The sequence below is a fragment of the Vibrio paucivorans genome (assembly GCF_054053395.1).
Window position 1 is genome coordinate 2,586,861 of the sequence record NZ_CM133230.1, and the last position, 27,000, is coordinate 2,613,860.

General features: G+C 45.4%; 23 protein-coding genes and 1 pseudogene. 13 read left to right on the forward strand and 11 right to left on the reverse strand.

Translation table 11 applies throughout. From position 1 onward, the window contains the following. The first annotated feature begins 183 nt into the window (after positions 1-183). The 4 genes from rdgC to ACXABW_RS11835 all read left to right on the forward strand — a co-directional run bounded on the left by rdgC (position 184) and on the right by ACXABW_RS11835 (position 3,690). A complete protein-coding gene (gene rdgC, locus ACXABW_RS11820; RefSeq protein WP_252027976.1) occupies positions 184-1,098 on the forward strand; it encodes a recombination-associated protein RdgC in 915 nt (304 codons plus the stop codon). A 170-nt stretch (positions 1,099-1,268) separates the two neighbouring features. After that, positions 1,269-2,669 (forward strand): prephenate-dependent tRNA uridine(34) hydroxylase TrhP, encoded by a 1,401-nt coding sequence (gene trhP / locus ACXABW_RS11825; RefSeq protein ID WP_457522837.1) that lies wholly within the window; start codon positions 1,269-1,271, stop codon positions 2,667-2,669. 2 nt (positions 2,670-2,671) lie between these two features. After that, positions 2,672-2,926 (forward strand): YfhL family 4Fe-4S dicluster ferredoxin, encoded by a 255-nt coding sequence (locus ACXABW_RS11830; protein ID WP_265686122.1) that lies wholly within the window; start codon positions 2,672-2,674, stop codon positions 2,924-2,926. A 92-nt stretch (positions 2,927-3,018) separates the two neighbouring features. After that, on the forward strand, positions 3,019-3,690 hold the full coding sequence (locus ACXABW_RS11835) for a hypothetical protein (protein WP_457522839.1): 672 nt from the start codon (positions 3,019-3,021) through the stop codon (positions 3,688-3,690). Between the two features lie 69 nt (positions 3,691-3,759). Here ACXABW_RS11835 and mepA read toward each other — a convergent pair whose 3' ends face one another. From mepA to queA, 7 genes are all read right to left on the reverse strand, one after another. Further along, positions 3,760-4,575 (reverse strand): penicillin-insensitive murein endopeptidase, encoded by an 816-nt coding sequence (gene mepA / locus ACXABW_RS11840; protein WP_457525015.1) that lies wholly within the window; start codon positions 4,573-4,575, stop codon positions 3,760-3,762. A gap of 64 nt (positions 4,576-4,639) precedes the next feature. Further along, the gene (locus ACXABW_RS11845) at positions 4,640-4,972 is read right to left on the reverse strand and encodes a DUF1904 domain-containing protein (protein WP_457522841.1); all 333 of its coding nucleotides are present in this window, start codon (positions 4,970-4,972) and stop codon (positions 4,640-4,642) included. A gap of 131 nt (positions 4,973-5,103) precedes the next feature. Further along, positions 5,104-6,051, reverse strand: coding sequence for a protein translocase subunit SecF (secF, locus tag ACXABW_RS11850; RefSeq protein ID WP_252027979.1), 948 nt, complete (start codon positions 6,049-6,051; stop codon positions 5,104-5,106). 14 nt (positions 6,052-6,065) lie between these two features. Further along, positions 6,066-7,922, reverse strand: coding sequence for a protein translocase subunit SecD (gene secD, locus ACXABW_RS11855; RefSeq protein ID WP_457522843.1), 1,857 nt, complete (start codon positions 7,920-7,922; stop codon positions 6,066-6,068). Positions 7,923-7,943: 21 nt separating this feature from the next. After that, entirely contained in the window at positions 7,944-8,273 is a 330-nt protein-coding gene (gene yajC / locus ACXABW_RS11860) for a preprotein translocase subunit YajC (protein ID WP_252027980.1), read from the reverse strand. A 176-nt stretch (positions 8,274-8,449) separates the two neighbouring features. Continuing rightward, positions 8,450-9,580 carry a tRNA guanosine(34) transglycosylase Tgt gene (gene tgt, locus ACXABW_RS11865; protein WP_252027981.1) on the reverse strand — a complete coding sequence of 377 codons (1,131 nt, stop codon included), beginning with the start codon at positions 9,578-9,580 and terminating at the stop codon, positions 8,450-8,452. 221 nt (positions 9,581-9,801) lie between these two features. Then, positions 9,802-10,854 (reverse strand): tRNA preQ1(34) S-adenosylmethionine ribosyltransferase-isomerase QueA, encoded by a 1,053-nt coding sequence (queA, locus tag ACXABW_RS11870; RefSeq protein WP_457522844.1) that lies wholly within the window; start codon positions 10,852-10,854, stop codon positions 9,802-9,804. Between the two features lie 335 nt (positions 10,855-11,189). On the opposite strand from queA, the gene ACXABW_RS11875 reads away from it, so the two are divergent. After that, positions 11,190-11,639, forward strand: a complete 450-nt coding sequence (locus ACXABW_RS11875; protein WP_457522846.1) for a CBS domain-containing protein — start codon at positions 11,190-11,192, stop codon at positions 11,637-11,639. A gap of 70 nt (positions 11,640-11,709) precedes the next feature. On the opposite strand, the gene aceA is transcribed toward ACXABW_RS11875, so the two are convergent. The 3 genes from aceA to ACXABW_RS11890 form a co-directional block, all read right to left on the reverse strand. After that, positions 11,710-13,020, reverse strand: coding sequence for an isocitrate lyase (aceA, locus tag ACXABW_RS11880; RefSeq protein ID WP_252027984.1), 1,311 nt, complete (start codon positions 13,018-13,020; stop codon positions 11,710-11,712). A gap of 176 nt (positions 13,021-13,196) precedes the next feature. Further along, on the reverse strand, positions 13,197-14,840 hold the full coding sequence (gene aceB / locus ACXABW_RS11885) for a malate synthase A (protein WP_457522847.1): 1,644 nt from the start codon (positions 14,838-14,840) through the stop codon (positions 13,197-13,199). A 616-nt stretch (positions 14,841-15,456) separates the two neighbouring features. Next, positions 15,457-16,362, reverse strand: coding sequence for a hydrogen peroxide-inducible genes activator (locus tag ACXABW_RS11890; protein ID WP_457522849.1), 906 nt, complete (start codon positions 16,360-16,362; stop codon positions 15,457-15,459). A 199-nt stretch (positions 16,363-16,561) separates the two neighbouring features. Between ACXABW_RS11890 and ACXABW_RS11895 the strand changes: the two genes are divergently transcribed. From ACXABW_RS11895 to glpD, 7 genes and pseudogenes are all read left to right on the forward strand, one after another. Continuing rightward, positions 16,562-17,170, forward strand: coding sequence for a peroxiredoxin C (locus tag ACXABW_RS11895; protein ID WP_252027987.1), 609 nt, complete (start codon positions 16,562-16,564; stop codon positions 17,168-17,170). Positions 17,171-17,454: 284 nt separating this feature from the next. After that, the gene (locus tag ACXABW_RS11900) at positions 17,455-18,096 is read left to right on the forward strand and encodes a MarC family protein (RefSeq protein WP_457522852.1); all 642 of its coding nucleotides are present in this window, start codon (positions 17,455-17,457) and stop codon (positions 18,094-18,096) included. A 218-nt stretch (positions 18,097-18,314) separates the two neighbouring features. Beyond that, positions 18,315-19,346: a 2,3,4,5-tetrahydropyridine-2,6-dicarboxylate N-succinyltransferase gene (gene dapD, locus ACXABW_RS11905; RefSeq protein WP_457522853.1), complete on the forward strand. Its 1,032-nt coding sequence runs from the start codon at positions 18,315-18,317 to the stop codon at positions 19,344-19,346. 375 nt (positions 19,347-19,721) lie between these two features. Then, a pseudogene (locus tag ACXABW_RS11910) lies at positions 19,722-20,574 on the forward strand (MIP/aquaporin family protein). Positions 20,575-20,630: 56 nt separating this feature from the next. Beyond that, positions 20,631-22,148: a glycerol kinase GlpK gene (gene glpK / locus ACXABW_RS11915; RefSeq protein ID WP_457522855.1), complete on the forward strand. Its 1,518-nt coding sequence runs from the start codon at positions 20,631-20,633 to the stop codon at positions 22,146-22,148. A gap of 225 nt (positions 22,149-22,373) precedes the next feature. After that, the gene (locus ACXABW_RS11920; RefSeq protein ID WP_265686112.1) at positions 22,374-23,147 is read left to right on the forward strand and encodes a DeoR/GlpR family transcriptional regulator; all 774 of its coding nucleotides are present in this window, start codon (positions 22,374-22,376) and stop codon (positions 23,145-23,147) included. 176 nt (positions 23,148-23,323) lie between these two features. Continuing rightward, on the forward strand, positions 23,324-24,892 hold the full coding sequence (gene glpD, locus ACXABW_RS11925; protein WP_457522857.1) for a glycerol-3-phosphate dehydrogenase: 1,569 nt from the start codon (positions 23,324-23,326) through the stop codon (positions 24,890-24,892). A 111-nt stretch (positions 24,893-25,003) separates the two neighbouring features. Here glpD and ACXABW_RS11930 read toward each other — a convergent pair whose 3' ends face one another. Then, positions 25,004-26,188: an NnrS family protein gene (locus tag ACXABW_RS11930; protein ID WP_457522859.1), complete on the reverse strand. Its 1,185-nt coding sequence runs from the start codon at positions 26,186-26,188 to the stop codon at positions 25,004-25,006. Positions 26,189-26,447: 259 nt separating this feature from the next. Here ACXABW_RS11930 and ACXABW_RS11935 point away from each other — a divergent pair, with 259 nt between their 5' ends. Then, positions 26,448-26,999, forward strand: a complete 552-nt coding sequence (locus tag ACXABW_RS11935) for a gamma-glutamylcyclotransferase family protein (protein ID WP_265686110.1) — start codon at positions 26,448-26,450, stop codon at positions 26,997-26,999. The last annotated feature ends 1 nt before the right edge of the window (position 27,000 follow it).

Consider the following 27,000-nt stretch of genomic DNA (forward strand, 5'->3'; position numbering starts at 1 on the left):
AGGGAGTATCCCTTTGCAACTGTAGGCATTATCACTACTAATTATGACACTTTTGTGACCTTTGAAAACAAATTTTCATATAACTTTCTCTCGAATTTCATTGCGATATTTTGAAATTGAGATAAGACATACGTTCGAAAATTGCCTATGATTGGCTCCTTAATTCCGGCTTAGAGAAGAAATATGTGGTTTAAAAACTGTCTGGTTTATCGCTTTAATCGCGATATCGAATTCAATGCAGACCAGCTAGAGAAGCAACTTGAAGAGTTCCGTTTCACTCCTTGTGGCAGCCAAGATAAGCAAAAGTTTGGCTGGGTAGCAGCAATGGGTAAACACGGCGACATGATGACTCATGTGTCTGAAAACCGCATTCTTATCTGTGCTAAGCGTGAAGAAAAAATGCTACCTGCTTCAGTTATCAAAGACTCACTTGCAGCCAAAGTTGAAGTGATGGAAGCTGAAGAAGGTCGCCCATTAAAGAAAAAAGAAAAAGACACTCTAAAAGAAGACATCATCATCGACTTGCTGCCGCGTGCATTCAGCCGCAGTAACCATACTTTTGTTCTCATCCTGCCTAAAGAAGGATTCATTTTGGTGGATGCGAGCAGCTACAAAAAAGCTGAAGACGTATTGGCGCTACTACGTAAAACAATGGGTAGCCTACCTGTGGTACCAGCAATTCCAGAGCAAGCGGTCGAAACAACACTTACAGAATGGGTTAAGACAGGCACCACTCCGCAAGGTATCGAAATGCTCGACGAAGCAGAGCTCAAATCGGTATTAGAAGATGGCGGCGTTATTCGCTGTAAGAAGCAAGAGTTAACTGCTGATGAAATTCAGAATCATATCGAAGCAGACAAAGTGGTGACTAAGCTTGCTCTTAACTGGCAAGAGCGTATCGAGTTTCTTCTGGCAGAAGATGGAAGCATCAAACGCTTGAAATTTGCTGATGATTTAAAAGATCAGAATGACGATATCCCTCGTGAAGATCCTGCAGCTCGATTCGACGCAGACTTCTCGTTAATGTGTGGAGAGCTAAGCGCATTCCTACCAAACCTGTATGAGAACTTAGGCGGACTTCCTCACCCGAACGCTTAAGCAGTGCACATCAAAATAAATAGCGCCCTCTCAAGAGGGCGTTTTTGTTGGTGCGTTATCCGACTACACGAACTTCTCCTAGTCACAGGTCACATTTTGGCGTAAAATTTGCGCCCCTATTCCATATGGTGGAATAGGCCTGACTTGAGATCAGACTAAGAGAATTACACATGACTACTGAGAAAGCATTCGTACCAGAGCTACTGTCACCAGCGGGTAGCCTTAAAAACATGCGTTACGCATTTGCCTACGGCGCAGACGCGGTATACGCAGGCCAGCCTCGTTACAGCCTTCGCGTACGTAACAACGAATTCAACCACGAGAACCTACAAATTGGTATCAACGAAGCTCATGCACAAGGCAAGAAGCTTTACGTGGTATGTAACATCCAACCGCACAACTCAAAGCTGAAAACTTTCATCCGTGACCTTAAACCGGTTGTTGAGATGGGCCCTGACGCACTAATCATGTCTGACCCAGGTCTTATCATGATGGTTCGTGAAGCTTTCCCTGATATGCCAATCCACCTGTCTGTTCAAGCGAACGCAGTAAACTGGGCAACGGTTAAGTTCTGGGCGGCCAACGGCGTTGAGCGTGTGATTGTGTCTCGTGAGCTTTCTCTAGAAGAGATCGAAGAGATCCGTGAGCACTGTCCTGAAACGGAACTTGAAGTATTCGTTCACGGCGCACTATGTATGGCCTACTCTGGCCGCTGCTTACTTTCTGGCTACATCAACAAACGTGACCCTAACCAAGGTACGTGTACTAACGCATGTCGTTGGGAATACAAAGTTGAAGAAGGCAAAGAAAACGACACTGGCGACATCGTAGAGAAATTCGACCCAACAGAAGCGCAAGCGGTTGAAGTACAAGACGAGCACCCTGAAACCACTATCGGTCGTGGCAAGCCAACCGACGAAGTGGTTCTTCTGTCTGAAGCACATCGTCCAGACGAGAAGATGGCCGCTTACGAAGATGAGCACGGCACTTACATCATGAACTCGAAAGACCTTCGTGCTGTTCAGCACGTTGAACGTTTGACTAAGATGGGTGTTCACTCACTGAAAATCGAAGGCCGTACTAAGTCATTCTACTACTGTGCACGTACAGCTCAGGTTTACCGTAAAGCAATTGATGATGCAGTAGCGGGCAAGCCATTCGATGAGAACCTAATGGGTACACTAGAGAGCTTAGCGCACCGTGGTTACACAGAAGGCTTCCTACGTCGTCACACACACGATGCTTACCAAAACTACGACTACGGTTACTCGGTTTCTGATGCTCAACAGTTCGTTGGTGAATTCACAGGTAAACGCCGTGGCGACCTTGCTGAAGTAGAAGTAAAGAACAAGTTTGTTGTCGGTGACAGCCTTGAGCTAATGACACCAAAAGGCAATGTAATCTTCACACTTGAAGCAATGGAAAACCGCAAGTCAGAGAAGATTGAGGACGCAAAAGGAAACGGCCACTTCGTATTCATTCCTGTTCCTGAAGATATGGACCTAGAATACGGCCTGTTAATGCGTAACCTAAACTCAGGTCAGGATACCCGTAACCCAACAGGTAAATAAGCATGGCTCTGCTGATCACTGATAAGTGCATTAACTGTGATATGTGTGACCCAGAATGCCCAAATGGGGCAATCACTATGGGTGACACGATCTTCGAGATCGATCCCGATCTATGTACTGAGTGTAAAGGTCATTATGAGAAGCCAACGTGTCAGTCTGTGTGCCCAATTACAAAATGTATTATCACAGACCCGAATCACGTAGAGACTGAAGAACAACTACTCGAGAAGTTCGTGATTATTCAAGGCTTAGCTTAATCATTAAAAACGACCCCATGTGGGTCGTTTTTTGTTTCTAACTAGTCAACTAGTTCAGCAGTTTGTACAATTAACAATTACGTAACCTAAGGATGGGTATTTACTTGCGTACACTATTAATTCTACTAACCACTCTATTCTCAGCCCTAAGTTGGGCAAATGCAGAAAAGTCGTATGAAGCACTCCTACTAAAAAACAGTATTCTCCTCAATGAATCGTTAGCTACAGCTAAAAACTGCCTGTTTTGTGATGATGAGAACTATGCCGCAGGGAAACAAAACTTTCTGTTCACTTTGTTAGACATTTCTAAACGCGCTAACTCCTGTAAAAATGGAGATTCTTCAGAGACTGAAACCTTTGCTTGGAACATGGAAATGGTGGCCGATGAAGACTACCCATCAACAACCTTCGACATCAAAGAAAAACTCAGCCAACACTTCAATGGTTTTTCGATTGACCAAGTAAGCTGCGAAAACATGGCACGAGTGTTTTTAGCGGAAGAAATTTCCCAAGGAAATAAAAAGATAAACTTTGCCGCAAGCTCCACCCAAGTACTCGAAGTAAGCCGCATTAACAAAACCAATGTACATTCGAAACTCCAAGAAATTTGCCACCCGCTCGTTGAATTAACCGCTTGTTTAATCGATAACTCTTACACGGGGAGGCAGCTACTGAACGACTTGCGAAAGTCAGAGGGAAAAAAGAAAATTAGGTCGTCTCGTTCCTTGCCGAAACAATATACAGTAACTCCAGTTTCCCCGTAGAATGTTGGCCTAAACAGAAACGTCGCTCTTTGAGCGGCGTGTTTCTATGTGTGATTAGCGATTAAGTCATCAACTGTTTTCAAGCAATAGCTGACACTGTTCCGGTATAACCTTTGGTTTTTTCTTCTTTGCTGGAGGTCGAACCAAGCTAGAATTATCACTTTCATCGACAGGTTTCCAACTCGCTAGTTCGGCTCCACAGCCATCCCCTTCTGGCGGTAAAGACTGATTCTGGCAGTTCGTACTCCCCTCTGGGCAAGTTAAGCGAACGTGCATATGCGAATAATGTCCCCACCATGGCCGAATTTTTCTAAGCCATTCACGATCCGCAGACCTTTCCTCATCACACAATTTTTGCTTAATGACTGGGTGCACAAATATTCTGGCTACGTTTTTAACTGAGGCCGCTTGTTTGACGATACCGAAATGACGTTCATCCCAATTCTGTTGGTTCAGCTTGTATTGAGAAACGTGAACAACACTCATCGCTTTCGGTTCAGCTAACTCCTCAACCGATAGCTTTTGATCGGCTAAACGCAGCCATATATCAATATCGAGCCCAGTTTGGTGACTCGAGTGACCAAATGAAAAGCGACCGCCTTGAGGCAGAGAAAGATCGCCAATCAATAGGTTGGTTTGGTATTGCGTGCTAGCAACCTTCCCTAACTGACGAATGTAGTCAACAGCATCGGAGTGAGCATAATAACGCGCCCTGTGACTCCGAATTACCTGATACCCTTGCCCTTCTAACGGCAAGGCTTCAGCGCCAGCTAGACACCCATTTGCGTAGCTACCAATCGATTCAGTTGGTTGAGTCGAAGGCCTCTCTAACTGTTCCCATGGCGTGGCATTTGCACCTAAAGGTAGTGCTACCAAAATCGCCATGTACTTGTAGAATCGTTTCAAAAATCGCGTCCTTGTCGTTAGTCCTTAATCCGATTTACTTCATCTAATAGTGTTCGCCATTGTCATAGTAGCCCTTGGCATCTAACGCCGTGAAGATAACCGCGACATCGACGTCCTCCCCAATAATACCGCGCACTTGATGTGTGATAATACTTGCCACTGCGTCTTGGGTCTCTTGACCTCGGTCGAACCAAAGCACTTCTACAAATGGGTAAGCTGAACTTACCTCTCCATCGTGGAAAAACGTCGAGTAGATGTATTCAAAAGTGAAGTCTTCACGGGGGCAGTCCATATACGGCTGCAGTGAATCAATTAATGACGAGGACAGCGCTTGTACGGTTTGAGGCTCAACAGCTCTAAAACGTAGGTGAGGCATGACAAAGCTCCTTTTTCGTTATCATCCCAGCATAATAGCAGAGCTTGGCAAGATTATGATGGCTCAGTACGGCGCGCATAAAAAAACCGCTAGTAAACTAGCGGTTTTTCGGAGCTTATCAACAAATAGCCTTATGGCATTTCATCAAACTCTGCACCTTCTTTCTCAATTTGCGGTGGCATTAAGTGCTCTTTCTGGATACCCAGTTTTAGAGCCAGTGCCGATGCAACATAGATAGAAGAATATGTACCAACAGTGATACCAAGTAGCAATGCAGTCGCGAAACCATGAATCATAGCGCCACCCTGAGTAAATAGAGCGATAACTACGAACAATGTTGTACCGGAAGTAATCAATGTACGGCTCAATGTTTGAGTAATTGAACTGTTCATGATTTCTGCAGGCTCCCCCTTACGCATCTTACGGAAGTTTTCACGGATCCGGTCAAATACAACTATGGTATCGTTGAGCGAGTAACCAACTACGGTCAGCAATGCCGCAACAATGGTAAGGTCTACCTCAATTTGCATCAAAGAGAAGACTCCCAGAGTGATAATGACATCGTGAGCCAACGCGAGTACCGCACCTGCGGCTAAACGCCACTCAAATCGCATCGAGACGTAAATCAAAATACAGATGAGGGAAACAAGAATGGCTAGGCCACCCGCTTCCGTTAGCTCGTCACCGACATTTGGACCAACGAACTCAATACGGCGCATTTCAACCGACTCACCAGTACCGTCTTTAATTGCGTTTAGGATTTGGTTACCCAAGGTTTCGTTTGCAACGTCTTCACGTGGACGCAAACGAACCATTACATCACGCACAGAACCAAAGTTTTGTACGGTTGCATCGCCAAAGCCTTTCGCATCTAGCGCGGTACGGATTTCTTCTAGGTTAGCTGGGTTTTCAAAACCCACTTCAATAAGCGTACCGCCTGTGAAGTCGAGTCCCCAGTTTAGCCACTTCGTCGACAGCGTGAAGATAGACGCACCAATCATCAAGATTGAGAAGACAAATGCGAACTTCGACCAACGCATAAAGTCGATCGTTTTATCTGCTTTTAGAATCTGAAACATAATAATTCCTAGCCTTAGATCGACAATTTCTTAATGCGCTTACCGCCGTACACTAGGTTAACCACACAACGTGTACCTACGATAGCTGTAAACATAGAAGTTAAAATACCGATGGATAGCGTCACAGCGAAACCTTTGATCGCACCTGTACCGACTGCAAATAGAATGATCGCAGTGATAAGAGTTGTCACGTTCGCATCGGCAATGGTGCTAAATGCATTCGAGTAACCTTGGTGAATCGCTTGCTGTGGGTTACGCCCATCGCGGATTTCTTCACGTATCCGCTCAAATATCAGTACGTTCGCATCGACCGCCATACCGACGGTTAATACAATACCTGCGATACCTGGTAGCGTCATCGTCGCCCCCGGAATCATCGACATCACACCGATAATCAATACTAGGTTAGCCATCAATGCTAGGTTGGCAATCAAACCAAACTTACGGTAGTAAAGCAGCGTAAATAGCATTACCGCAACCATACCCCAGATCATCGCTTGGATACCCATATCGATGTTCTGCTGACCCATTGATGGACCAATCGTACGTTCTTCAACAATAGAGATAGGTGCAATCAAAGCACCAGCACGAAGTAACAGTGCTAGGTTGTGCGCTTCGGCTGCTGAATCAATACCAGTGATACGGAAGTTACGACCAAGTGCAGACTGGATTGTCGCTTGGTTGATCACTTCTTCATGCTTGGTCAGAATGACTTTACCTTCAGGCGTCTTACGACCACTGTCTTTGTACTCAGCAAATACCGTCGCCATTAGCTTACCGATATTTTGACGCGAGAACGCAGACATCTTGTTACCACCTTCACTGTCTAGTGAGATGTTAACTTGAGGGCGACCATATTCATCAACACTTGAGCTTGCATCAGTGATGCTCGAACCACCAAGAATAACGCGCTTTTTCACCACTACTGGGCGACCATCGCGATCTTGCTTAAGTTCACTACCTGCAGGTACACGACCATTCGCTGCTGCAGATAAGTCCGCTTTGTCATCAACTTCGCGGAATTCTAGTGTTGCCGTTGCACCAAGAATTTCTTTCGCACGAGCTGTGTCTTGAACACCAGGCAACTCAACTACGATGCGGCTTGCACCTTGACGTTGAACAAGTGGCTCAGCAACACCTAACTCATTTACACGGTTACGCAAAATTGTGATGTTTTGTTCAACAGCGTAGTTACGAATTTCTTGTAAACGAGCTTCAGTAAATGAAGCAACAATCGAGTAACGACCATTCGAATCTGAGTCAACAAAAGTCATATCAGGATGATTTGACTCAAGAATACGTACCGCTTGTGCAAGTTGCTCTTCATTGCGAAGTAGCACTTCTACTTTATCTTTACCCGAAGGGCGAATAGAACGGTAACGAATTCTTTCTTCACGAAGTTCGCTACGGAAGGCTTCTTCTTGTTGAGAAACTAACTTTTCCATTGCCGCGTCCATATCCACTTCCATCAAGAAGTGAACACCACCACGCAAGTCAAGGCCGAGCTTCATTGGTGCAGCACCAATAGACTCTAGCCAATCAGGTGTAGACGGCGCGAGGTTAAGCGCAACAATTTTGTCTTGGCCGAGAGCTTCAGAAATTACATCGCGAGCACTTAGCTGCGTGTCAGTATCAGAGAAACGAACAAGGATGGATCCATTTTCAAGAGCAATGGATTTATGAGATAAGCCCTCGTTTTCAAGAGCATTGGTGATGGAATCCAGCGTTGACAGATCTACAGAGGCGCCACGCGCCCCTGTAACTTGAATTGCCGGATCTTCACCGTAGAGATTTGGAAGTGCATACAGAGCTGCGATACCGATGGCAAAGATGACCATCAAGTACTTCCATAACGGATAACGGTTTAGCACAGCGAGGATCCTCTAGCTGTTTTATAGAGACTTCAGCGTACCTTTAGGTAGCACTGCAGTAACGAAATCTTTCTTGATAACAACTTCGTTGTTCGCGTTCAGCTCGATAGAGATGTAGTCGTTGTCTTCTGCGATTTTTGTGATTTTGCCCACTAGGCCACCGCTAGTTAGAACTTCATCACCTTTACCCATAGAAGCCATCAGGTTCTTGTGCTCTTTTACACGTTTAGCTTGAGGGCGGTAGATCATGAAGTAGAAGATAACAGCAAACATGCCAAGCATGATTAGCATTTCAAAACCGCCACCTGCTGGTGCGCCTTCTGCTGCTGCGTGAGCCTGAGAAATAAACATTAATACGTCCTCTATTATTTTTTATTGATAGTCCAATAACTTGGGCTAAATTCCTCTACTTTCAAGCCTTGGAGCCCCTAAAGTGGGAGCGCCGTCGACAAAATAGAAATCAGTAAACCCTAACAATTATAAAATTACCGCTTGGCTGTTTATTACATAACCAAGCGGCAGTTCAATTACTTACCTAAAGGCGGTACTTCGCGGTCGCGACGAGCGTAAAACTCTTCAACGAACTCATCAAAGCGATCTTCATCAATCGCTCTGCGGATACTTTCCATCAGACGTTGGTAATGACGTAAGTTGTGGATGGTGTTAAGACGCGCACCCAAGATTTCATTACAACGGTCTAAGTGGTGTAAGTACGACTTAGAATAGTTCTGACAAGTGTAACAGTCACAATGCGGATCGAGTGGCGTTGTATCTGTTTTATGTTTCGCATTACGGATCTTGATCACACCACCAGTCACAAATAGGTGACCATTACGTGCGTTACGCGTTGGCATCACACAGTCGAACATGTCGATACCACGACGAACGCCTTCAACCAAGTCTTCAGGTTTACCAACACCCATTAGGTAACGAGGCTTATCTTCAGGTAGTTGCGGACACGTGTGTTCAAGGATGCGGTGCATGTCTTCTTTTGGTTCGCCTACAGCCAAACCACCAACTGCGTATCCATCAAAGCCGATATCAGTCAGACCTTTAACGGATACATCACGTAGGTCTTCGTATACACCACCTTGAACAATACCAAACAGGTTGTTCTCGTTGTCTAGCTTGTCAAAATGGTCGCGCGAACGTTGAGCCCAACGGAGAGACATCTCCATCGACTTTTTCGCTTCGTCGTGCGTCGCCGGGTAAGGCGTACACTCGTCGAAGATCATTACGATGTCAGAACCTAAATCTTTTTGAATTTCCATCGACTTCTCTGCGTCCATGAAAATCTTGTCACCGTTTACTGGGTTGCGGAAGTGAACCCCTTCTTCAGTGATTTTGCGCATTGCGCCTAAGCTGAATACTTGGAAACCGCCCGAATCAGTTAGGATTGGTCCATGCCAGTTCATGAAATCATGCAAGTCACCGTGCATCTTCATCACTTCCTGACCAGGGCGTAGCCATAGGTGGAATGTGTTACCTAGAAGAATCTCAGCACCCGTGCCTTTTACTTCTTCCGGTGTCATACCTTTAACCGTACCGTAGGTACCTACAGGCATGAATGCTGGCGTTTGCACTGTTCCGCGTTCAAACGTTAGTTGACCACGACGTGCATTACCATTTGTCTTTTTAAGTTCGTACTTTAACTTCACGAAGCCTCCAATATGCCAGAGAAACAGTCTGACGATTCATTTAGGGGAGTATCCCCTACTTAAGGAGCGGTCGCTTATCCCTGCGAGAACACAATAGTCTTGCCATTGATATTCCTAGCGTACTGCTAGCACTCGTAAATTATTAATTTTAAAAACTTATTAGCTTAATATGTTACGCATCAAAAGCTCGGTTAATGCAGCTATTGAAGCGTAAGATACAGCTATTCAGTTTTTTTGTTGATGAACATTGAATCGCCATACGAGAAAAAGCGGTACTTGTTCTCTACTGCGTGCTTATAGGCGTTCATCGTATTTTCGTAACCTGCAAACGCACTCACTAACATAATCAGTGTCGATTCTGGCAGGTGGAAGTTAGTGATTAAGCAGTCCACTAACTGATATTCGTAACCTGGGTAGATAAAGATTTCTGTATCACCAAAGAACGGGACCAACTCAGTGCCTTTCTTCAATGCATCTTGAGCAGCACTTTCTAGTGAGCGTACCGATGTTGTGCCCACCGCGACAATACGACCGCCGCGCTGCTTGGCTGCTTTGATCGCATCCACCACCTCTTGTGGAACTTCTACATATTCCGCATGCATGTGGTGATCGTTAATATTGTCTACTTTGACTGGCTGAAATGTACCCGCACCTACGTGTAAAGTCACATACGCAAGCTCCACCCCTTTTGCTTTAATTTTTTCAATCAAAGCTTCATCGAAATGTAACCCTGCTGTTGGCGCTGCAACTGCTCCCGGCTTTTCATTATAGACGGTTTGGTAGCGCTCTTTGTCGGAGTCTTCATCTGGTCGGTCGATGTAAGGTGGAAGCGGCATGTGGCCAATTTCTTCAAGAACCGCTAGGACATTTTGCTCAGCATTAAACTTAAGCTCAAACAGCGCGTCATGACGTGCCACCATCTGTGCCGAGTACTCGTCGTTTTCACCAATAAAAATGGTTGAGCCTGGCTTTGGTGACTTAGAGCAGCGAACATGAGCAAGAATACTTTTCTCGTCCAATACACGTTCAACCAGAACCTCAAGTTTACCGCCCGATTCTTTACGGCCAAACATACGCGCAGGAATAACGCGCGTGTTGTTGAATACCACCAGATCACCCGGTTGGACTTGGTCCAATACATCAGTAAATGTGCCATCGCTTAGCTCACCACTGTTGCCATCTAACTGCAATAAACGGCTAGAAGTACGCTCTGGTTGAGGGTAACGAGCAATCAGCTCATCAGGTAAATCAAAGTGGAAATCGGATACTTGCATGGTACTAATCTTTTGTCGTGGTTTCTAAATGTCGTGATGAGTCGAACTGATTCTGTCACAAACAGACGACGAGTTTTTCGCAGCCGACTAGTATAGGTTTCCCTGCTTGAATAGCAAGGATTGTGATGTCAAATATTGTAAATCTGCATGTGCTACAGGCAGGTATTGAGTCGCCTCAAAAACAGCATTTTCTGACGACATATTTCGCCACACTTTTTTTAAGGTAATTACAACAAAAACGAACTAGCTCCCAGTTAAGCATAGGGAAAGAAACTATATTTAATTCATACCCACATAGCTTGTTATATACCAATAAGAACACTCAGGAGGCTGCTATGATCAAGGTTGAAGACATGATGACGCGTAACCCTCATACCTTGTTACGTTCTCATACCCTCGCCGATGCCAAACACATGATGGAAGCGCTCGACATTCGCCATATCCCAGTCGTAGATGCAGACAGGCAACTGCTTGGTATCATTACTCAAAGAGATATTCTCTCAGCGCAAGAATCTAGCTTGCAAAAACTTCCTTCCGAAAACTCCTACACACTCGCCACACCACTGAATGATGTCATGCACACCAGCATTATGACCGCTTCGCCTTTTGCGGGATTAAAAGAAAGTGCTAAGTACATGCAAAAACATAAAGTCGGCTGTTTGCCTGTGGTAGATAAAGGAGAGTTGGTTGGCATTATTACCGACAGCGATTTTGTTTCTATCGCCATTAACCTGCTAGAACTGCAAGAAGATTCAGAACCAGAAGAACTTGAACTCGAAGATTAAAAAAAGAGCGGCCGAAGCCGCTCAAAAAGTGTCGCAGTTTTTATTATTCGTAGGGGTCAACTAGCCCAACTTAGAATTGGTCTTCTTCAGTAGAGCCCGTTAATGCTGTTACCGATGAATTACCACCTTGAATGGTGTTCGTCATTCGGTCGAAGTAGCCTGTACCCACTTCTTGTTGGTGCGCTACAAACGTGTAGCCTTTCTCTGCAGCTTCAAACTCTGGACGCTGAACTTTCTCAACGTAGTGACGCATACCTTCACCCTGCGCATAAGCGTGTGCCAGTTCAAACATGTTGAACCACATGTTGTGAATACCCGCCAACGTAATGAACTGGTATTTGTAACCCATGTCCGCAAGCTCTTGCTGGAACTTAGCAATCGTTTCAGAGTCTAGGTTTTTCTCCCAGTTGAACGATGGCGAACAGTTATAAGCTAATAGCTGGTCTGGGTATTCTGCATGAATCGCTTCTGCAAACTTACGCGCTTCTTCTAGACAAGGTGTCGCGGTTTCACACCAAATAAGGTCGGCATATGGTGCGTAAGCCAAACCGCGAGAAATTGCTTGGTCGATACCCGCTTTCACTCGGTAGAAGCCTTCTGCCGTACGCTCGCCTTCGATAAAGTCACGATCGTAAGGGTCGCAATCTGAAGTAAGCAGGTCTGCAGCGTTAGCATCGGTACGTGCAATAACTAACGTTGTGGTTCCTGACACATCAGCAGCTAGACGAGCTGCAACCAGCTTTTGCACCGCTTCTTGAGTTGGAACAAGTACCTTACCGCCCATGTGACCACATTTTTTCACTGACGCAAGTTGATCTTCAAAGTGAACACCCGCAGCACCAGACTCGATCATGTTCTTCATTAATTCATAAGCGTTCAGTACACCACCAAAGCCAGCTTCAGCATCTGCAACGATTGGTAGGAAGTAATCAATACCGCCTTCGTCTTCCGGTGTCTTGCCACCAGCCCATTGAATCTGGTCTGCGCGGCGGAACGAATTATTGATGCGCTTCACTACCGCAGGTACTGAGTCTACTGGGTATAGTGATTGGTCTGGGTACATGGTAGATGCAGTGTTGTTATCCGCTGCAACCTGCCAACCCGATAGATAAATCGCTTCAATACCGGCTTTCGCTTGTTGTACTGCTTGGCCACCAGTCAGTGCGCCCAAACAATTCACATAGCCTTTCTTAGAAGAACCATTGACCAATGACCATAGCTTGTCAGCACCGCGTTGCGCGATAGTGTTAGCCGGTACCATTGAACCGCGAAGTTCTACTACTTCTTCTGCAGTGTAAGTACGTTTTACGTTTTTCCAACGTGGGTTAGTTGCCCAGTCTTTTTCCAAAGCTTCTATTTGTTGGCGGCGAGTTAATGTCATGGTCTATCCCTCATTTTGGTGCACGGCGTGTCAACTCTCTGGTCAACGACGGGTGCGATGGTCTTCCATTTCCTCAGCAGTACATCTCTCTCTGCATTCGAAAACTGATTTCACGTTATTGGTTATTAATGTTGTTCGTTGATTAATCAGGATTAATCGGTATTACTCAAAATCTGTTAGTCCAAGTAGTCATAACCTGGAATGGTTAAGAAATTAGTCAGCTCGTCACTGGTGGTGAGTTTCGCCATCAATTTAGCGGCTTCATCAAAACGCCCGCTGTTGAATCGCTCTTCACCGATTTCTTGCTTAACGACTTGGATCTCTTCTTCAAGGTATTGCTCAAACAAGTCTTTGGTGACAACTTGGCCGTTATCGAGTGACTTATTGTGTTTAATCCATTGCCAGATTGAAGCTCGCGATATTTCAGCAGTCGCTGCGTCTTCCATCATGCCGTAAATCGGTACACAGCCATTTCCAGAGATCCACGCTTCAATGTATTGCAGCGCAACACGAATGTTATGGCGCATACCTTGTTCAGTTCGCTCCCCTTCACAAGGGGCCAAGAGTTGCTCTGCAGTGATCGGTGCATCTTCACTGCGCGATATGTCCAGTTGGTTTATACGCTCGCCAAAGGTGTTGTCGAACACTTCAAGCGCGGTATCTGCCAACCCAGGGTGAGCAACCCAAGTACCATCATGTCCGTTGTTCGCTTCCAATGATTTATCATTGCGGATCTTATCGAGCACTTGCTGATTCACCTGAGGGTCTTTTGCTGGGATAAAGGCGGCCATACCTCCCATCGCAAATGCCCCTCTCTGGTGACACGTTCTTACAAGTAAACGTGAATATGCATTAAGGAACGGCTTTTCCATGGTCACTGCCTGTCTGTCTGGCAGCACGCGTTCAGGGTGACTCTTCAGCGTTTTGATATAGCTAAAAATGTAATCCCAGCGGCCACAGTTCAGGCCGACAATATGCTCTTTTAGCGCGAACAAGATTTCATTCATTTCGAACACTGCTGGAAGCGTTTCTATCAGAACCGTCGCCTTGATCGTTCCCGTATCTAAACCGAAGTATTCCTCAGTGAAATGGAATACATCGCTCCACCACTTAGCCTCAGTATGAGACTGTAGTTTAGGGACATAAAAGTAAGGACCGCTCCCTTTAGCCAACAGCGCTTTGTGGTTGTTATAGAAATAAAGCGCGAAGTCAAAAAGAGCGCCAGGGATGATTTTGCCGTTGAAAAGTACATGCTTCTCTTTCAAGTGCAGACCACGCACACGACAAATCAATACCGCTGGGTCTTCAGTCAATTGATAGTGCTTGCCATTGCTAGGGTTGGTGTAACTGATGGTGCCATTCACCGCATCACGCAAGTTAATCTGACCATCCAATACTTTACCCCAAGCCGGTGCCATCGAATCTTCGAAGTCCGCCATGAACACTTTTACGTTCGCGTTCAACGCATTAATCACCATTTTACGGTCTGTCGGACCAGTGATTTCTACTCGGCGGTCTTGCAGATCCTTTGGAATACCTAGGATTTTCCAGCTTCCTTCGCGGATATCTTGCGTATCCTCTAGGAAATCAGGCAGTTCACCCTGATCGATTTTTTCCTGTCGGGCTTCACGAGCCATCAACAAGTCATCGACTCTATCGGCAAACTTCTCACACAGCAGAGACAAAAGGGTTTGGGCTTCAACAGGGAAAATAGCTTGGTGTTCTGGCGAAAGGGTACCAGCAACCTCAAGCATGCCTTCTTGGGCTTCGGCTGTTATTGTTCTTTTCTCTTGTGTGTTTTCTGAAACTGGAGCAAGCATAACTATCTATCCTTAGACCTATCCTAAAACCTCTCAAAAACACATTTGTAACTATAAAACTACAATTTACATTTTCTGTTATCAGTGCGCTTTGAGCATTTCTTGTTGTTTGTTGTCTATACCTTCACTTAGTAGAGAAGGTTTTTCAAGACTGTCGGAACTAGACATAAGTCTTACAGAACCTTTATTTAACTTATACCAACATCCATTAGAGTAAAAGACCTAAAGTTAACAAAAGGTTAAATTCGAAGTTTTATTCCGTTTGAAACAAGTGCTTGATTTTAGCCCTAGAAATGTAAGTAGTTACGTAATAAAATTACAGTAAAATTGGACTAGTAAAACCGTTTCAAACGAATGTATGAAATAAAAAATAGAAGGGAAAGCTATATGCCACCGAGTTGGGCATAGTGATGAGTATGCATATTTAAACAACTGCTTTACTCAAATATGTAAAATTTACATTGTGAAATTTCACAATTTAATGAAACCTTCAATCAAGATTACTTGTGAAATTTTACAAGTTAAAGTTAACTGACAGAATAAAATGCTAAAAAGCACACCAATTACAGTGTGCTTTTTAGGGTAAAAACCAAATAAAAGTGGCTACGACCAAACTCTATAGTAGCTCCGAGACAACATCAGCTAATTGGTTGAAAGTGTTCACTCGTGAAGAACTCGGGCGCCAAACCAAGCCAATATCACGATAAGCTTGTTGGCCAGGGGGATCGATAACGACCAAGTTTTGGTTGTCCAGTAATCCATGATCAATCGCCATTTGAGGAATAAACGTAGTCCCCAGCCCATTCGCAACCATCTGCACGAGCGTGTGCAAGCTAGTTGCAGTAAATGGATTGATCTTTTCTCTTTCCGTTAATTTACAGGCTGATACCGCATGTTCTGTAAGACAGTGCTCTTTTTCTAATAGGAATACTGACTCATCGGGTAAGTCATCGTATTTAATTGGCACACGAATCCCATCCGCTTGATTACGGCTAATCACCATCCGAAACGGGTCCTGTCCAACCACCTTACTTTGCATTCCGTCGATTTCGACAGGAAGCGCCAAAATCAGTACATCTAATTCACCATGGCGCAACGCCTCTAATAGGTTGGTGGTCGTGTCTTCTCTTAGTAGCAAGTTAAGCTGGGGAAATCGCGCATTGGCCTCTTGAACAAAGTCACACAACAAAAATGGCGCTATCGTTGGAATACAGCCCACTTTAAGCTGGCCTTGCATTTTGTCGCCTTGGCATAGATTACCCAACTCGACCAGATCTTGCCCTTTCGCCAATAACTCTCGGCCTTGCTGCACCACCAGTTCTCCCGCTTGGGTAAATACTAATGGGCTTTTTTTATCTTTCTTTTCATATAAAGGACAACCAATCAGCTCTTCAAGGTTTTGGATACCTTTACTCAAAGTAGATTGGCTAACAAAACACTTATCGGCGGCGTCGCCAAAGTGGCGGGTTTCGTGAAGCGTGACTAAGTAATGTAACTGCTTCAAACTTGGCCATTTATTCATAATTCTATTGATAATTCACTGGGAAAAATTGATCTCTATAATAGATTTAGTCTTATCGCTTTTTTCGATTAACTTAATCTATTTATTTCGCTTTTTTCTATACTACAACCTGTACTATAGTTTGTCGCGAATAAACACGGACTAAACCAAGACACAATCGTCTGGTTTGGAACTAACCATACTTTTTAGGAGCAAAAAAATGGTACTAGTAGGTCGTCAAGCCCCTGACTTTACTGCTGCAGCAGTTCTAGGTAACGGTGAAATCGTTGATAACTTCAACTTCGCAGAATTCACTAAAGGTAAGAAAGCGGTTGTTTTCTTCTACCCACTAGACTTCACTTTCGTTTGCCCATCTGAGCTAATCGCATTCGACAACCGTCTAGCTGATTTCCAAGCTAAAGGCGTTGAAGTAATCGGTGTTTCTATCGATTCTCAATTCTCTCACAACGCATGGCGTAACACTGCTATCGAAGATGGCGGTATCGGTCAAGTTAAGTACCCACTAGTTGCTGACGTTAAGCACGAAATCTGTAAAGCATACGACGTTGAGCACCCAGAAGCAGGCGTTGCTTTCCGTGGTTCTTTCCTAATCGACGCTGAAGGTGTTGTTCGTCACCAAGTAGTTAACGACCTTCCACTAGGCCGTAACATCGACGAAATGCTACGCATGGTAGACGCACTAAACTTCCACGAGAAGAACGGTGAAGTTTGTCCTGCACAGTGGGAAGAAGGTAAAGCTGGTATGGACGCATCTCCAAAAGGTGTTGCAGCGTTCCTATCTGAGCACGCAGAAGACCTAAGCAAGTAATCTCTGCTTAAACTTACCTTAGCTCAATAGGTAAGTAATGGTTGGAACTCTCTATAAAGAGAACATAAAGCATAAGCTATAGCGCAAAGCGCACGCCAATCAGTTTTAAGTAAAGTCTTATATCAAAGCCCGAAGCACTGCTTCGGGCTTTTTGTATTCCCCGTTGCAAACAACCGCTGCTTAGAGTGTTTGTCGTCGTTTATTCGTACGAATATAAACTGGCTGTTTTCTGCTCACTCTTACAGTAGTATCTAAGTTATCTCTATCTTTATTAAAGGAATAATATGAAAGAGCTAATCATTCATACCATTACCGTTTTTATGGGCTTCTTTGCGATAATGAATCCTATCGCTAACACGCCTATTTTTCTTGGTCTCACCAATGGCAATGACCGAGATACGGTAAAATCCGTCGCATTTCGTTCGGTACTTATTGCCTTCTTCATTGTTGCCACCTTTGCTATATCGGGAAAAGTCATCTTCGACCTATTCGGGATTACGCTTTATGCACTGCGCATTACCGGAGGAATCTTGGTCTTTCTCATTGGCTTTCATATGCTGCAAGGTGACTCTACCCATGGAAAAACTAAAGAGAAAGCGAATTCGGATGCGCAAAAAGATGCGGCGCTAAGTGTTGCTGTATCTCCCTTGGCCATGCCGATACTGGCTGGGCCTGGCACGATTGCTACAGCGATGAACTTCGCCACTACCAGCGGTTTCTATGAAACTATTATCACCATCGTTGCTTTTGGCTTATTGTGTGCGTTGACCTATTTCCTATTCGTGTTTGGGGAGCGCTTTGTCAAAGCGGTTGGCCCAAGCGCTCTGAACGTGATTACTCGAATGATGGGATTGATCCTTGCCGTCATCGGCATGCAGATGCTCATAGAGGGAATTGAACAAGCCTACAAGGCGCTGTTTATCTAATGCAGCGAGTGAACTAACTGGCTCAGCACTTCCACACAGCAACATTTCTTAACAGACAAACATATCTCTAAAGAGACAAACCGTATCGGTTTACAGACTTTCTTGTCGTGCCCCCTTTCATAAACAGGGGGCTCTCTTTATGATGTCCTCATCGCAAAGATTTATCATGTGACGGCAATGAGCTGTCCATTAAAGCAATTTAAACATGGAGATTTAACATGGCTTATTTTTCAGCAGCCTTCGGTACGGCAACCAAAAACCGTGATGGGAAAATCATTGAAGCATTCTTCCCTAACCCAGTTCTAAACCCTAGCGATGCACTTATCGCAGCACTGAAAGAAGTGAGTGGTTACGAGCAAGGCAACCAAGCTATCGAGATCTCTGCAGCTCAAAGTGCTGACCTAGCGGCAGCATTTGAAGCTAATGGCGATGCTGCAAACGCATCATTCGCTCAAAAAGCAGCGTCTTCAGAGCAGCCACTTGTACTGGTTATTCTAGCGACGGACGAGAAGCCAGCTTCTGTAGCAGAAGGTTTCCTTAAACTACAGCTTATCTCTAATCGTCTAGTGAAGCCTCACGGTACGGTACTTGATGGTATCTTTGGCCTACTACACAACATTGCATGGACTAACGAAGGCCCAATCGATCTTCCTGAGTTGGCTGATCGTCAAATTGAAGCTCGCCTAGCTGGCCGTGCACTGAGCGTAGACTGCGTAGACAAGTTCCCTAAAATGGTGGATTACGTGGTACCAGCGGGTATTCGTATTGCTGATACTTCTCGTGTACGTCTTGGTGCTCACGTGGGCGAAGGTACAACAGTTATGCACGAAGGTTTCATCAACTTCAACGCAGGTACAACCGGCGTAAGCATGGTTGAAGGCCGTATTTCTGCAGGTGTCGTTGTCGGTGACGGTTCAGACATTGGTGGTGGTGCTTCTATCATGGGTACACTTTCTGGCGGTGGTACTGTTGTAGTATCTATTGGCGAGAACTCACTACTCGGTGCAAACGCAGGCCTTGGCTTCCCTCTAGGCGATCGTTGTACTGTTGAATCTGGTCTTTATGTGACTGCAGGTGCGAAGGTTCGCATGCTTGATTCTTCAGGTAACGAAGTAGAAGTGGTTAAAGCGCGCGACCTAGCAGGCGTATCCGATCTTCTGTTCCGTCGTAACTCTGTAACTGGTCAGATTGAGTGTCTAGCTAACAAGAGTGCAGTAGAGCTGAACAGCGAACTTCACAGCAACAACTAAACAGGTTGTTAACCAAATGAACATTTAGGGTTGGCGTATCTCGCCAGCCCTTTTTTATGCCTGCGATACCGTATGTCCACTTCTTCATCAATAGATAACCCCCTTCACACTTCGCGCCTCAAACTTGTCATACCAGTTGAACAATATCCGGTTCAAGGTTAATTTAGCCCCCTCTTCTATTTCCCCTTCGAACATAGACGCTCAAATAAAGTTCACTTTTGTTCTAAAAGATGCGTTATTTAACAATCAAAGCGCGTTTAATTAACATTTTTATGCTCAAACGCTCATTTTTAATGTTCGTTTGTTTTCGATATCGTTTAGATATGCACAATATCACCGTGCTAGATAAGCACAAACGACAAAGGACTATTTAAAATGAACACGAACAAACAACCTACACTTCTAGGTGAATGCTTAGCCGAGTTTATCGGTACCGGGCTTCTCATCTTTTTCGGCGTTGGCTGCGTGGCAGCTTTAGTGTTAACTGGAGCAACATTTGGGCAATGGGAAATCAGCATTATGTGGGGCTTTGGCGTTGCCATTGCTATTTACTGTACGGCGGGTGTATCGGGAGCACACATCAACCCAGCAGTCACCATTGCATTAGCCGCATTCCACGGTTTCGATAAAGCGAAAGTAATTCCTTACATTATCGCGCAGCTACTTGGTGCGTTTTGTTCGGCGGCGCTCGTATACGCCCTTTACAGCAACCTTTTCACTGATTACGAGATCGCACATAACTTCGCCCGTAGCAGCCAAGATGCGCTAGCAACAGCGGGTATCTTCTCTACCTACCCACACGCCTCTCTCTTTCTTCGGCGCTTTTGCAGTAGAATTCGTGATTACTGCTGTACTGATGTTTGTTATTTTAGCCTTGGGCGATGAAAATAATGGCGCTTCACGCGGCGCAATGAACCCATTGCTTATTGGTATTCTTATTGCTGTCATCGGTGGTTCTCTTGGCCCACTGACAGGCTTTGCGATGAACCCAGCACGTGACTTCGGACCTAAATTATTCGCTTACTTTGCCGGCTGGGAGTACGCACTTACAGGTGCTAGGGACATCCCTTACTTTATCGTACCTATTCTTGCACCTATTGCTGGCGCATGTTTTGGTGGCTGGTTATACCCTAAAGCCATCGCGGCCTACTTACCGCAACAAGGCCAAGGTTGCACGATTCCAAATCAATGCGACCAAGAAGACGACGCTCAAGAAGCTCGCGCTTAACCTTTCAACCCTGTATTAACTAAAATAGTAATAACGAAACAAAAAGGATTCTTACCATGACCGAGCAAAAATACATTGTCGCCCTAGACCAAGGCACAACAAGCTCTCGCGCCGTAATCCTAGACCACGATGCGAACATCGTTAGCGTAGCGCAACGTGAATTCACACAAATTTATCCTAAAGCAGGCTGGGTTGAACACGATCCACTAGAAATCTGGGCAACTCAAAGCTCGACTCTAGTTGAGGCACTTGGTAAATCCGGTATCCGCAGCGACCAACTAGCCGCCATTGGTATCACTAACCAACGTGAAACCACTGTTGTATGGAACAAAGAAACGGGTAAGCCGGTTTACAATGCAATCGTATGGCAATGTCGCCGTACTGCAGATATCTGTGAAGACCTAAAGCAACGTGGCCTTGAAGACTACGTTCGAGACAACACTGGCCTAGTGCTTGACCCTTACTTCTCTGGCACAAAAGTGAAGTGGATTCTGGATAACGTTGAAGGTGCACGTGAAGACGCTGAAGCCGGCAAGCTATTGTTTGGTACGGTAGATACTTGGCTAGTTTGGAAGATGACTCAAGGCCGTGCACACGTAACAGATTACACCAACGCATCTCGTACTATGCTGTTCAATATTAACGACCTTTGCTGGGACCAAAAAATGCTCGACGAGCTAGGTATCCCTGCGTCAATGATGCCAGAAGTGAAACGTTCTTCAGAAGTCTATGGTCAAACGAACATTGGTGGTAAAGGCGGTACTCGTATTCCTATCGCCGGTATTGCAGGTGACCAACAAGCCGCACTTTACGGTCAAATGTGTGTCGAAGCGGGTCAAGCGAAAAACACCTACGGAACGGGCTGTTTCCTACTGATGAACACAGGCCAGGAAAAAGTAACATCGAAAAATGGTCTACTAACAACCCTAGCCTGTGGCCCGAAAGGCGAGCCCGCTTACGCTCTTGAAGGCGCTGTGTTCATGGGCGGCGCATCAATTCAATGGCTACGCGATGAAATGAAACTTCTTGCCGATGCAAAAGATTCAGAATACTTCGCAACCAAAGTCGACTCTTCGAATGGCGTTTATGTGGTACCAGCCTTCACAGGTTTGGGCGCACCATACTGGGATGCTTACGCTCGCGGCACGATTGTTGGTTTAACTCGTGGTGTGAACTCTAACCATATCATCCGCGCAACTCTGGAAGGGATTGCTTACCAAACTCGTGACGTACTAGACGCAATGCAAGCCGACTCAGGTATCAAGCTTGCGAACCTACGTGTCGACGGTGGCGCGGTAGCAAACAACTTCCTAATGCAGTTCCAATCAGACGTACTTGATACCGAAGTTCACCGCCCTGAAGTGACAGAAGTCACTGCACTAGGTGCGGCATACCTTGCTGGTTTAGCTGTTGGTTACTGGAACAATATCGATGAGCTGCAAGGCAAAGCGGTACTTGATCGCACTTTCGCTCCTCACCACGACGAAGAAAAACGAAACCGTCGTTACAAAGGTTGGAAGCGTGCGGTGAAATGTGCACAAACGTGGGCAGAGATGCACAACGACGAAGATTAATCTTCCTTAATATATGAACTAAAGGGCGCATAATTGCGCCCTTTTTGCGTCTCAGACCTTATTCCTTATGAGTTACTCTTCTCAGCATGCGCTAATTCGAGCACAATAGCGGCAGTAAAATTATCGAGCGCGCTTTTTAGAAACAGATTTTGAATCCATTTATTCGACAATTCATGGTTTCGAAACCGACTTCGCTGAAGTTTCGCCTCGATCAGGGAGTAATGAGTGAAACAAATACCAAGACACCAGCAAATCATTGAGCTGGTTCAAAAGCAGGGCTATGTCAGCACGGAAGAGCTGGTAGAAAAATTCAATGTCAGCCCACAAACCATCCGACGTGATCTTAATGAACTTGCCGATGACAACAAAATTCGCCGTTATCACGGTGGTGCCACGATTCCATTGAGTTCGGAAAACACCAGCTACTCGACTCGTAAGTCTATGAACTTCAATGAAAAAGACGTCGTTGCCGAGGAGCTTGTTAAACACATCCCAGACGGTGCTACGCTATTTATCGATATCGGCACAACACCAGAAGCGGTCGCTCGCGCGCTCAATAAAAACCACAAGCAGCTTCGAGTCGTCACCAACAACATTAACGTTGCCACCATCTTACTACCTAACCCGGAGTTCAAGGTTATCTTGGCAGGTGGTGAAGTGCGCAACCGCGACGGCGGCATTGTTGGTGAAGCCACACTCGACTTCGTTAAACAATTTCGCTTAGATTTCGGTATTTTAGGTATCAGCGGTATCGACTTTGATGGTTCATTACTTGATTTCGATTACCACGAAGTTCGAGTGAAACAAGCGATTATCGACAACAGCCGAAGTGTCTACCTAGCCGTGGACCACACTAAGTTCGGCCGTAATGCGATGGTCAAACTGGGCAACATTTCTCAAATTCACATGCTGTTTACCGATAAACAACCACCAAGCGAAATCCAGGAAATTCTTCAAGAGCACTCTATTCCTCTTGAAGTCGTCCATAACAACGCTTAAGAATAACGGTCAAACACCCTTCATTCGAAACCTCTAGTTACAAACTAGAGGTTTTTTTTATGTTCAAATCACACAAAACGCTCATAAACGAAAATAAAGGATGATCCAAAACGAAAGCTGAGTTACGATTGTTTTATGTTCTAAAATGCTCGTTCGCTCACCAAGAGGTCAAATTTATGAGTATCCAACACAGTGCTACTGCATCGAATACGTCTGAAACATTGGACTTGATCGTCATCGGTGGTGGCATTAATGGCGCAGGTATCGCAGCAGACGCTGCAGGTCGTGGACTTTCTGTCGGTTTATATGAAGCCAGTGATTTCGCTTCTGCCACTTCATCTGCCAGCTCTAAACTTATTCACGGTGGCTTACGCTACCTAGAGCACTACGAGTTTCGTTTGGTTTCAGAAGCACTGGCCGAGCGCGAAGTATTGCTAAGAAAAGCACCGCATGTGGCAAGACCAATGCGTTTCCGTTTACCTCATCGCCCATTTTTGCGCCCAGCGTGGATGATTCGTTGTGGCCTATTCCTTTACGATAACCTAGGTAAGCGTACTACCCTACCAGCCAGTACTTCGGTTGATCTGGCGAAATCTGGCCTACTCAAGCCAGAAATGAAAAAAGGATTCGAATACTCTGATTGCTGGGTAGATGATGCACGTTTGGTACTGCTCAATGTGCTGGCTGCGAAAGAGAACAACGCAGAAATCCGCAATTACTGCCGCGTAGAAAAAGCGCAGCGCGAAAATGGCATTTGGCACGTCACGATCCACGATGTCACAACAGATCAGAGATTCGAGCGTAAAGCGAAAGCGTTGGTCAATGCAGCTGGCCCATGGGTTAAACAGTTCTTTGACGACGGATTAGAACAAGATTCACCACGTAATATCCGCTTAATCAAAGGCTCTCACATCGTCGTGCCACGTATTCACGATGAACCACAAGCGTACATTTTGCAGAACAAAGATAACCGAATCGTATTCATGATCCCTTATCTAGATAAGTTCTCGATCATCGGTACAACGGATGTTGAGTACAAAGGCGATCCTCGCGAAGTTGCGATTTCTGATGACGAAGTCGACTACCTAGTTGATATCGTAAACCAACACTTTGTTAAGCAATTGAGCCGTGAAGACGTGGTTTGGACATACAGTGGCGTTCGCCCATTATGTGACGATGAGTCTGATTCTCCACAAGCTATCACACGTGACTACACGCTAGAGCTGGATGCAGAACTCGACCAAGCTCCACTGCTATCTGTGTTTGGTGGCAAACTTACCACTTATCGCAAACTAGGCGAAGCTGCGCTGAAAAAACTGCAGCCTTACCTATCGAGCATGGGTAGTCCATGGACAGCGAATCAAGCGCTACCAGGTGGTAACTTTAGCTGTAGCCGCGAACAACTAGCTGAAACCATTCAAGCTAAATACAGCTGGTTACCGACTGAGTTGCTGCTTCGCTACGTGACTCAATTTGGTAGCTATACGTGGAAACTGCTTGAAGGTAAAACGAGCATCGCGGATATGGGTACTGAGTTTTCTCAAAGTGCACACGGCGTGTATCAACTTGAGATCGACTATATGATCAATCACGAGTTTGCAGTCGATGCTGAAGACATTTTGTGGCGCCGTAGTAAGCTTGGCCTCTACTTAACCAAAGAAGAACAGCAAGCGGTAGCCGACTATATGAAACAGTCACTGGCGGAAAAGGTCGTGAGCTTGGCTGATGTCGACAAAGTGGGTTGATTAAGCGGTTAGTTGAATTAGAAAGCTAACCAATACAAAACGAAAAAGGCTTGGTCACTTTGCAATGAAGTAGGTCCAAGCCTTTTTTAGTCTATTTATGCCCTACTAGCTTTAGCCTGGATGGCCATCCACTCTTGGGGTTAGCAGCATTTTTCCAAACAGCTTCAGATACATAGCAAATGCCAATATCCATAAAGCGCCACTAATATCGACCATCAACATCATATGTTGCGGGAAGAAAGTCACACCTAGGCTACGAACTAGCGCCGCCAAAATCAGTGCAGCAAATCCTACGCTCATGTTAGGGCCTTCATAGATTGCTCGACCAGTATGCCCCATAGTGACACGCGCAATCATGGCTAAAATGAGCCCTCCCAACGCGCCAATGGCAAATAAGTGAATCAAGTTGTGATTCGCAAATGGGTTCTGCAATAAACCTCGTAGCAACAAGCTAATAGGCAAACACGCGTACGCCGCATGTAAAGACCACACCAAAGGCTCACTTAGCGTGCGCCACGGTTGCCAGCGGTAAAAGCGGGCCAACTGAGCAACACCCGCAAACACCATTAATGGTTGGCCAATTTGGGCAAAAGTCATAGGAAAGAAGCTAATGATAAACAAGCCAACTAATGGCAGATTTGCCGCCCATTCCAGCCAGATTAATGGCTGAGCTTTTTCAAAATTAAAACGCCTTGCGGTGAAGAATGGAATCACTCGCCCGCCCATTACAGACAACAGCAAGGTGAACCACCACAACATCGCTTGCCAAACTGCAGACGCCGGAAAAGGAGGCATTCCCTTTATCGTTGCGTAGCTGGCAAAGTTCGCCACGATCGCTAATACAAACAAAGGCACAAAGAATAAATTTCTCCAACCTTTCGATTTCACAACTCTAGTAGCAACTTCATAAGCAGTGAACGCGAGAAACAGCGCTTCAATACTTGAGATGAGCCAAAGTGGCGTTGGTGTCCATAACAGAATTCGCGGTGCGATCCATAACACCACCAGCACAGCTAACCGATGATGTTTGGTACCATTAATACCTGTCCAATTTTGTACCGCGGTTAACACAAAACCGACCACAATCGCCATCGCAAAGCCAAACAACATTTCATGCACGTGCCACCATAATGCAGGCACTTGTAATTGGGGTGGTTGTCCGGTTTGGAACATCCAAACCCACAAGGCAATCGCCAGCACTGCATAGCAGCCACCTAGGAAAAAGAACGGACGAAAACCAAGACGTAGATAAGCTGGTATCGCTTCTTCCACTTTTTTATCTGTAATATTGAGCAAGTTAACTCCTAAACGGCTTCCCGACAAAGCACGAGTATCTATTAGTTGACCACTAATGTCGTCATAACACGCTTAACATTGCATTTTTCATTCCACATATTTAGTCATTTATTATCAATGATTTGAGAATCTCATGGTGTCTATATGACACACAAAAGTCATGTCATATAGACACGAAAGGGATAATTTATTACAGAAACGTCGTAGCTGTAGAGCCGAAGAAGTGATAGCGTAAAGTTTCAGCAGCAAGGAGGTAGTAATGTATATTTTCGGCTACGGCAGTCTTATGAACTCTGCATCAAGGAAACTGACAGGTCAAACAGGGCGAACTTATCCCGTCGTTGCGCATGGCCTAATTCGGTATTGGGGAAAGATCGACGACAGTTACATCCTTTCTCCTTTGGTTGTTAATAAAGGCGAAGGTCAGGTTAATGGCGTCTTACTTGAGATCGACGACGCTGCTCTGCTTGATTTCGATCGTCGTGAACGGGGTTATCACCGAATCCAAATCTCTGCCGCTCAAATCGACTCGGACTTCGAGTTAGCCTCAGATGCCGTCATTTGGGTGTATGTCAAAGATCAGCCAGAACCACCATGCTCACTGAGTCCAATCATGCAAAGCTATGTTGATACCGTACTTGCGGGTTGTTTAGAAGTGTCGGAAAGTTTTGCCAAGCATTTCGTCGACCATACCATCGGCTGGCACTTCCCAATGGAAAACGATAGAGAGCAGCCTAAATACGGTAACTTAGCTGGTGTAGAAGCAGCGCACCATAGCCAAATCGATGCGCTGATTGCGTCAGTTCGATAGG